Origin of the sequence: Shewanella sp. SG41-4 (assembly GCF_014164505.1) — a bacterium.
GTDB lineage: Bacteria > Pseudomonadota > Gammaproteobacteria > Enterobacterales > Shewanellaceae > Shewanella.
Map to the genome: position 1 here is coordinate 1 of NZ_JACJFI010000545.1, position 1,666 is coordinate 1,666.

Consider the following 1,666-nt stretch of genomic DNA (forward strand, 5'->3'; position numbering starts at 1 on the left):
ACACTAATCCAGCCGATTTCTGAACACTCTATATCTCTCATTTGTAGTTTTAGTATTTCACTAATTCTCAAATTACATCGATAACTAATGATTAAGATTGTCTTTAACGTGTTTTGATCTCGATCTGATAAGTCTAATAAATTGTTTACAGATAAAAGTAGCGCGTTAAAGAGCGTTTCATCTATGAATCCAGCATTTGTGTGGGCCTGAAAATCAGAACCGTCAAAAATCTTTTCAGTTAGATGTGGGAAATTATAGTGATTTATCCCAAATGTATGGATATCTCGTAATCTTGCACCTAGTTTGTATTTCTGTTTTCCGCTTGATGTTTGCTCGAGCATTTCTGTATATCGCTCATGATAATTCGATTCATCAAAATCATCTACACAGAGAGCCTCAAAATGATATAACCACGCTTTTGATACTGTTGAATGATAACGAATAATTGTAGATTGTACGCAAGTTTCAAATTTGGATATTAGCCATTCCAACAGAATTATTTCAGCTTGTGATAGCTCTAAATCAATTTTTAACGCTTCTAGTTTTTCTACCAATAATTTTTTATTAGTTTTGGTTTCGTTTTTGGCATTTACTATTTTTGATATTTTTGCAAACAGCAGGCCAGATGGCTTTTGACTGTAAAGCTTTAGTGTCGAACCAGATGTGCTATTGGAATTTGATATCTGGTGATGAAAACTGCTCACATCGGATATAGCTAGTGGTGATGACGGAGTTATTCTTGATAGATTATCTTCTGACAGGGAGTAGGTTTTAATGTTGCCGAGAGAAAATTCAATCATGGCTTGATTCAATTCAACACCAGCATGTTGCTCGACAGTCATTACTGCAGTTTTTAATAAACGTGTTAATGATGTTGGAAAATTTGTATTAGTTCCTAAATTTTTTTGCCTGTTAGTTAGTCGATCATAGATTTGTTTTTCAGATAATGGAGTAGTCCAATCATGATTGTTTTTTAATGATCTTAAATGTTGAAAATGCGCAATAAATGAAAGTGTTAGCGTAGATAAATACACAATTTGTTGTGTCAATTGTGTACCATGTTGTGTGATGTTTGTGTTGTATTTTTTGTCTTCTATAAATAATGGTAAATAAGCTAGTTCATTAATTTGTTTTATGTCGATTGATTCGTTGAGTTGTTTGCTGAACGCCATAACGTAGTTTGACTTGCAACAACCTGAGTGATATATGAGCGACATTATGACATTGCGAAATGCATCCTCAATGTTATTAGTATGGCCGGAGAGCGTATCTGTAAACCAATCGTTATAAAAATCGCAGCAACCACTATTCATCTCTATTAACGACTCATTTCTAATCGTTTTGTCGATTGTCATTGGCAACATATATGTTGATAGCAGAAAGACGTAGCCTAGCGTAGTTACTTTTTCATTTAGTTTTGATGCACACAGTTCAAATAACTCTGCATAATGAGCTGATGACGTAGCCTGTTTTATTAGATATTTATCAAAATTGTTCCATGCTTTTTCGAACAAAATTTTGTCCTTAAACAATATTTCGTTTGCAAAATCAGCAATCAATCTTTTAGTCACATCAGCGAGTATTTTCTGTTCGTTTTTTTGTTCGTTTTTTGTTCGATTGTTCTCTCTGCTTTGTACACCGATTTTGTTACGCATAATTGAATACC

1 protein-coding gene is annotated in these 1,666 nt (G+C 33.5%); it reads right to left on the reverse strand.

The features are described 5' to 3' along the window. On the reverse strand, window positions 1-1,655 hold a 1,655-nt coding region (locus H5202_RS22050), incomplete at its 3' end, for a hypothetical protein (RefSeq protein WP_182773920.1). Window positions 1,656-1,666 lie beyond the last annotated feature (11 nt).